Here is a 6,185-nt window from a genome sequence, read left to right on the forward strand (position 1 = left end):
CCGACCGCGGCATAGGCCGAGGCGATCGCGGGCGGCAGATCCCCAGCCGGTCGCTCTGCGGTAAATCCCATCGCGCCACCGCCGCTATTGCGATCGGCCGCGGACGGATCGGTCAACAGCGACAGATACAGGTTCGTCAACTGCACGCCGCCCTGCTGGGTCGCGGTGCCGCTCTCGCCGGAGAGCTGCGTCAACGCGCCGGGCAATTGCGCCGGAGCAAGACCTGTCAGGATCTGGAATCCGCCCGGCAGGCTGCCACCGGCGTCGAAGACCTTGTCGATACCGCCGGCGACATTGACCGAATTTCGGGGCGTGCCGTTGGGCAGCTGCGACGACAGCGACCCGGGACCGAACATCGCGACGAATGCGAGGTCGCCACTCATCACGACGTCCCAAGACTGGCCGCTCAGATCAGCGGCGCTCGTGCTGTTCTGGTACACAAGCGTGCCGCCGGCGTAGGGAGAGCTGAACACTGAGCCGAAACTGTTCTTGGACGACGGATTCGACTGCGTCACGTTGATCGTGGTCAGGAACAATACATATTGCTGACCCGGCGTGAGCACCACGCCGCCGGTATTGACCGTAACCGGCTTTAATGTCGCGCTGGCCGGCGAGATCATCACCGCTGACGTAAACAGGGAGCTCCCGGTGATTTGGTTGTTGACCGGATCCCACCGGTAGACGGACGCGGTGAATTGCGACTGCGCGCCCGCGGATTGATTCGACAGTTCGAATGTAAATCCAGTCAGCCGGCACTGGGTCGGCGCCGTGATGGTCTGCCCGTAGGTCGCCGCGAAACACGCCGGATTGGCGGGTCAACGATCCGCATGCTTCGTCCAATTTTGCACCGACACGGCTCGACTGACGTCGCATCCTCAAACATTGGCCCCGAGCCGGGCAATCCACGGGAACCAGTGCGGTAAGCCGTTGCCACGGCTCCGAAAGTCTCCTTCGTTTAACCCGCCCGGCCGGCCGCGCTGACGGAACTCAATCCGAGTGTGTGAGTTCCATAGATGGGACTTTGTCCGGTCCACGAGGCTGCTCAGCCCAAGACGGGCCTTCATTTTGGGAATGCGTTAAGGGGGTGCAATGACCGGTACGTCCACGGGTGCTTCCGATAGCAGCCCCAAAGATTTGCCAAGAGTTTCCACCGGCAGCGACGGTTTGGATGACATTCTGGGCGGCGGTTTGGACGCCAACCGGATGTATCTCTATGAGGGGCGGCCGGGCACCGGCAAGACCACGATATCGCTTCAATTTCTGCTCCGGGGCGTGCGTGACGGCGAACGCGTGCTCTATATCTCCCTCTCCGAGACCAGGCGTGAGCTGAACCTGGTCGCGCATCGGCATGGCTGGTCGCTCGACGGCGTCGACATCTTCGAGCTGGTCCCGCCGGAGACGACGCTCGATCCCGACCGGGAGCTGACGGTCTTCCATCCCGCCGAGATGGAGCTGAGCGAAACCACCAATCTGATCTTCAGGGAGGTCGAGCGGATCAATCCCGCGCGCATCGTGCTGGACAGCCTCTCAGAATTGCGCCTGCTTGCCCAGAACCCGCTGCGCTACAGGCGCCAGGTGCTGGCCCTGAAGCATTTCTTCACCAACCGCAACTGTACGGTTGTCCTGCTCGACGACCTTTCATCGTCTCAGGACGATCTGCAGCTGCATTCGATCGCGCACGGCGTGGTCATGCTCGAGCAGCTCGCCATCGACTACGGCGCGGAGCGGCGGCGGCTTCGCGTCATCAAGATGCGGGGCATCCGCTTTCGCGGCGGCTACCACGACTTCACGATCGAGCAGGGCGGCCTGCGGATATTCCCTCGCCTCGTGGCGGCCGAACATCACAGGTCCTTTGTCGGCGAGTACACGCCGAGCGGCAACGCCGAACTCGACCAGCTCCTCGGAGGAGGCCTGGAGCGCGGCACCAATGCGCTTTTCATCGGTTCGGCCGGCGTGGGCAAATCGTCGCTTGCGCTGACCTACGCAATAGCGGCGGCAGAGCGCGGCGAGCACGCCGTGTTCTTCGCATTCGACGAGGGCCGCGGTACAGTAGAGGCACGCGCGCAAACACTTGGCCTGCCCCTGCAAAGGCACCTCGACTCCGGTAATCTCCGGTTTCAACAGATCGATCCGGCCGAACTTGCACCGGGCGAGTTCGCGGCGAACGTGCGCCGGAGCGTGGAGATCGACAACGCCCGCGTCGTCATCATCGACAGCCTCAACGGCTATCTGAGTGCGATGCCGGACGAGCGGTTTCTCATCCTGCAAATGCACGAGCTGTTGACTTATCTGGGACAGCAAGGGGCGCTTACGATCCTGGTCCTCGCTCAACATGGCCTGGTCGGACCGATGGACACGCCTCTGGACATCAGCTATCTGAGCGATGCGGTGCTCATGTTGCGCTATTTCGAGATGGGCGGCACCGTTCGGCGCGCCCTGTCGGTCGTCAAGAAGCGCAGCGGCCAGCACGAGCATAGCATCCGTGAGTTTCGCCTCAGCAGCGCGGGCATCAAGCTCGGCCCCCCGCTCAGGCAGTTCAGCGGCATCTTTTCCGGCAATCCGCATTATACCGGAACGGAAATCCCCGAAGGATTTACCGAATGAGGGCCGACCGGGACCATCGTGTCCTCATCTTTGCTCCGATCGGGCGCGACGGAGCGGCATCGGCCGAGCTTTTCCGCAACTCGAACCTCGACGCGATCAGCTGCCGAAGCCTGCCCGAACTCGTCAGCGAGATGACATCCGGCGTGGGTACCGTTTTCCTGGCCGAGGAAGGCCTGTTCGGGAGAGACACAGCGCCGCTGGCACAATGGATCGAGCGCCAGCCGCCGTGGTCCGACCTCCCCTTCGTCGTTCTCACCAGCCATCGAGAGCAGCCGGCCGTCGTGGCGTGGCGACGCAGTATCGTCGAGCTTCTCCGTAACGTTTCGCTGCTCGAACGGCCGGTTCAGCCGATGACGCTGACCAGCGCCATCCAATCCGCGATGCGGGCACGCCGGCGTCAATACGAGATCCGGGCGCTGCTCGCCGCACGCGAGCAGACCGCGCAGGAGCTCGAACAGCTGGTGGTCGAGCGGACGCGAGAGCTGGAAGAAGCCAACACGCAGCTTCGCCTCGAGATGGAGGAGCGTGCGCGCGTCGAGGAGACGCTTCGCCAGGCCCAGAAAATCGAGGCCATCGGCCAGCTCACCGGCGGTGTCGCTCACGACTTCAACAATCTGCTGATGGTGATTTCCGGCGGCCTCGACATGCTCGACCGCCAGACGGATCCGAACCGCCGCCGCCGTTTGATGGAGGGGATGGTCCAGGCGGCGCAGCGCGGTGCCAGCCTGACCAGGCAGCTTCTGGCGTTTTCCCGCCGGCAGAAGCTTCGGCCGCAGCCCGTCGACGTCGCCGCGCAGATCGGCGGAATGCGTGAACTGCTCGATCGTAGCTTGCGGGGAGACGTTCACGTCGAGTTCGACTTTCCAGACTCGCTGTGGCCGGTGGAAGTCGACCCCGGAGAGCTCGAGCTCGTCATGCTCAATCTGGCCGTCAATGCCCGCGACGCCATGCCCAATGGCGGCACGATCGTCGTGCGCGGGGAAAACCTGCCTGGTTTCAACGACGAGCAGATCGCGGGCGACTACGTCCGGCTGTCCGTCATCGACACCGGTGTTGGCATGTCTCCGGAGATTCTGGCGCGCGTGTTCGAGCCGTTCTTCACGACCAAGGACGTGGGAAAGGGGTCGGGGCTCGGGCTCGCGCAGGTCCACGGATTTGCGACCCAGTCCCGGGGCACCGTACGAATTCGATCGGAGGTCGGCCGAGGCACCAGCATCGAGCTGTACTTGCCGCGATCGTACGATCTTCCTTCCAGCGAGCGACATCTGATCGACCTCACCCGGGTGCGGCCGAAAAGAACCAACCAGGGCCAGGTCCTGCTGGTGGAAGACGACGACGAAGTTGCCGCGCTGGTCAGCGAGATGCTGGGCCAGCTCGGTTACGACGTCACGCGCGCCGCCAGCGCTGCCGGGGCGCTCGGCGCTTTGGCCGATGGCCGCTCGGTCGACGTTGTTTTTTCGGACATCATGATGCCGGGCGGCATGAACGGCGTCGAGCTCGCACGCGAGATCAGAAACCGGCGAAGCGACATCCCGGTATTATTGACCAGCGGATATGCCGAAGCCTCAGCCCACGACGCCCACGCAGCGGGCATCCAGATCCTCGCGAAGCCCTACCACATCGACGAGCTGGCGGCAGCGCTGAGCGGGGCAAGATCAAGTCTACAGCCCGATGCAGGATCCAAGCGCTCCAATTCCTGCTGAGAGCGGTCCAGGATTCGCTGCACCATCCAGGTCCGAAGTCTTACCGGAAATATCCCAGCACGAGATCGATGTCCGAGCCGCCGGCAACCGTACCGTTCAGCTCGGCGTCGATGACGCGGCGGCAGGCTTCGATCGCGGCGTGGTCGCCGAGATCATTTGCGGCTTCCAGCACGAGCCAGGCCGCGTCCACCGACGCCTTGTCCGGCGCTCCGCCGCCAATATCGGCGGTAACGGCACTGTTGAGGTTCTTCTTGCGAACGGCGGTGCCGAATTGAGGCAACATTGCAAATACTCCCCTGTCGAATTCCCGCTCAGTGGACCTGAAGCTCGGGCTGTCGGCCCGTAGCGGAATCGGCACCCGCGCTGTTCTTGCGCGACTGGTAGAATTTCAGAACGCTGCGCGAGGTCTCGATCTTGAGCCGGCCGAAATCCCGCTCGTTGTCGTGGAGCTCACGCGCCGTGATCAGATGATCCTTGGCGCCGAGGAACAGGAGCGACATGGTCGTGTCCCAGGAGAAGTCGAGCGCCTTGCACAGCACCAGAATCATCTCGCGGTTACGGTCCATCATCGCGCGCTCGATCACGTCGACCGGCAGCGACGACAGCAGCGACAGGCCGATCTGCACCTCGTCGAAGCGATGCTGGCGCGCATAGTTCGAGATCGAATCCTGATTGAGGTTGCCCTGGCGATACTGGGTCGTCACCACGCGCTTGGCGACGAAATAGCTGCGCGAGGACGGGCCGAACTTGGACTGGAGATCGCCGGTGACCTCGGTCACCGAGCTCTGGATCTGCGCCATCATTTCGGGCCGCTCGGTCTCGAGGCGGCGGCGGACGTCTTCCGACGCCTTCGAGATCAGCTGCTGGAAGATGTGGCGCGGCACGTCCTTGCGCAGGCCAAGCTGCTCCGCGAGGATCGAATCGCCCTCGGCACGGCGGACCATGTGCAACAGGCCGGAGCCCGAGAAGCGCGCGCCCTCGTTCCTCGCCACCGACGTCACGACCTCCTGGTCGCCGCGCTTGACCAGCACGTCGGTCACGGCCTCGCCGATCGACTTGCGCTGGGCGATCGCGAGCAGATGCGACTGTCCCTTGGTCATGGCGCTCTCGAGCAGCATCTTCTCGTCGAGACGATTGGAGTCGCGCAGCACGGGACCGGCGACCTCGATCTCGTCGTCGAGGGCGAGCTTTTCGATGACGTTCAGGGGAGCGTGATCGCACGCCGACATCAGCTCCGAGAGCTGGGCCCGCGCGGCGACCTCGATCTCTTCGGCGAGCCGGCCGATGACCTCGCCGAACATGCTGATCTCGTCGTCGCTGTAGCGGCCGGTAATCAGAATGTCAGTCGCATGCCACAACGCCTTCGCCCGGCTTTCGTCGGTGCCGCGCGCGATCGCGTCGTCCAGATCCTGCAGAAGCGATTTCGCCCCGTTCATCTCGATTACCCCAGTTCTTGGCCGTTCTTTTGCGAACCGTTGCGCCTTGGTTGACGCGACGCCGAATTCCTCTGGAAACGACGCTAGAGATCAAACGCGAGAATTCGGTAAAATCTGCAAATCAGTTTTGCCGGGCAAAATTCATTCAAATGCGAGGGAATGCGTTAAGGGGCGCGAAAGGCGCTGCGCAGGAGGTGCGCTCCCTCTCCCGCTTGCGGGAGAGGGCTGGGGAGAGGGCTATCTCAATAGAGGGAATCCCTAAATGGAGAGAGCCCTCACCCGCGCCTTGGGCGCGACCTCTCCCGCAAGCGGGAGAGGTGAGCCCGCACGCGGCCCAATCCGCGCAAACCCAGCCTCACGGATTCTGCGGCGTCAGCACCAGCGGCGGCTTCGGCTTGGGCTTTGCGGGCGCAGGGCCCGGGGCAGGCTTGACGTCGATGGC

General features: G+C 63.6%; 4 protein-coding genes and 1 pseudogene. 2 read left to right on the top strand and 3 right to left on the bottom strand.

The window, feature by feature from the left end; genetic code table 11:
- A pseudogene (locus tag MOV75_RS24050) lies at positions 1-620 on the bottom strand (hypothetical protein); the annotation flags it as partial.
- Positions 621-1,089: 469 nt separating this feature from the next.
- Here MOV75_RS24050 and MOV75_RS24055 point away from each other — a divergent pair.
- Positions 1,090-2,604 carry an ATPase domain-containing protein gene (locus MOV75_RS24055; protein ID WP_246929993.1) on the top strand — a complete coding sequence of 505 codons (1,515 nt, stop codon included), beginning with the start codon at positions 1,090-1,092 and terminating at the stop codon, positions 2,602-2,604.
- Positions 2,601-4,307: an ATP-binding protein gene (locus MOV75_RS24060; RefSeq protein ID WP_246929992.1), complete on the top strand. Its 1,707-nt coding sequence runs from the start codon at positions 2,601-2,603 to the stop codon at positions 4,305-4,307. The genes MOV75_RS24055 and MOV75_RS24060 overlap by 4 nt, the downstream gene beginning before the upstream one ends.
- Before the next feature lie 40 nt (positions 4,308-4,347).
- On the opposite strand, the gene MOV75_RS24065 is transcribed toward MOV75_RS24060, so the two are convergent.
- Positions 4,348-4,590, bottom strand: a complete 243-nt coding sequence (locus MOV75_RS24065) for a hypothetical protein (RefSeq protein ID WP_246929991.1) — start codon at positions 4,588-4,590, stop codon at positions 4,348-4,350.
- Between the two features lie 28 nt (positions 4,591-4,618).
- Positions 4,619-5,743 (bottom strand): DUF2336 domain-containing protein, encoded by a 1,125-nt coding sequence (locus tag MOV75_RS24070; RefSeq protein WP_246929990.1) that lies wholly within the window; start codon positions 5,741-5,743, stop codon positions 4,619-4,621.
- Positions 5,744-6,185 lie beyond the last annotated feature (442 nt).

Source organism: Bradyrhizobium sp. PRIMUS42 (assembly GCF_023006515.1).
Lineage (GTDB): Bacteria > Pseudomonadota > Alphaproteobacteria > Rhizobiales > Xanthobacteraceae > Bradyrhizobium.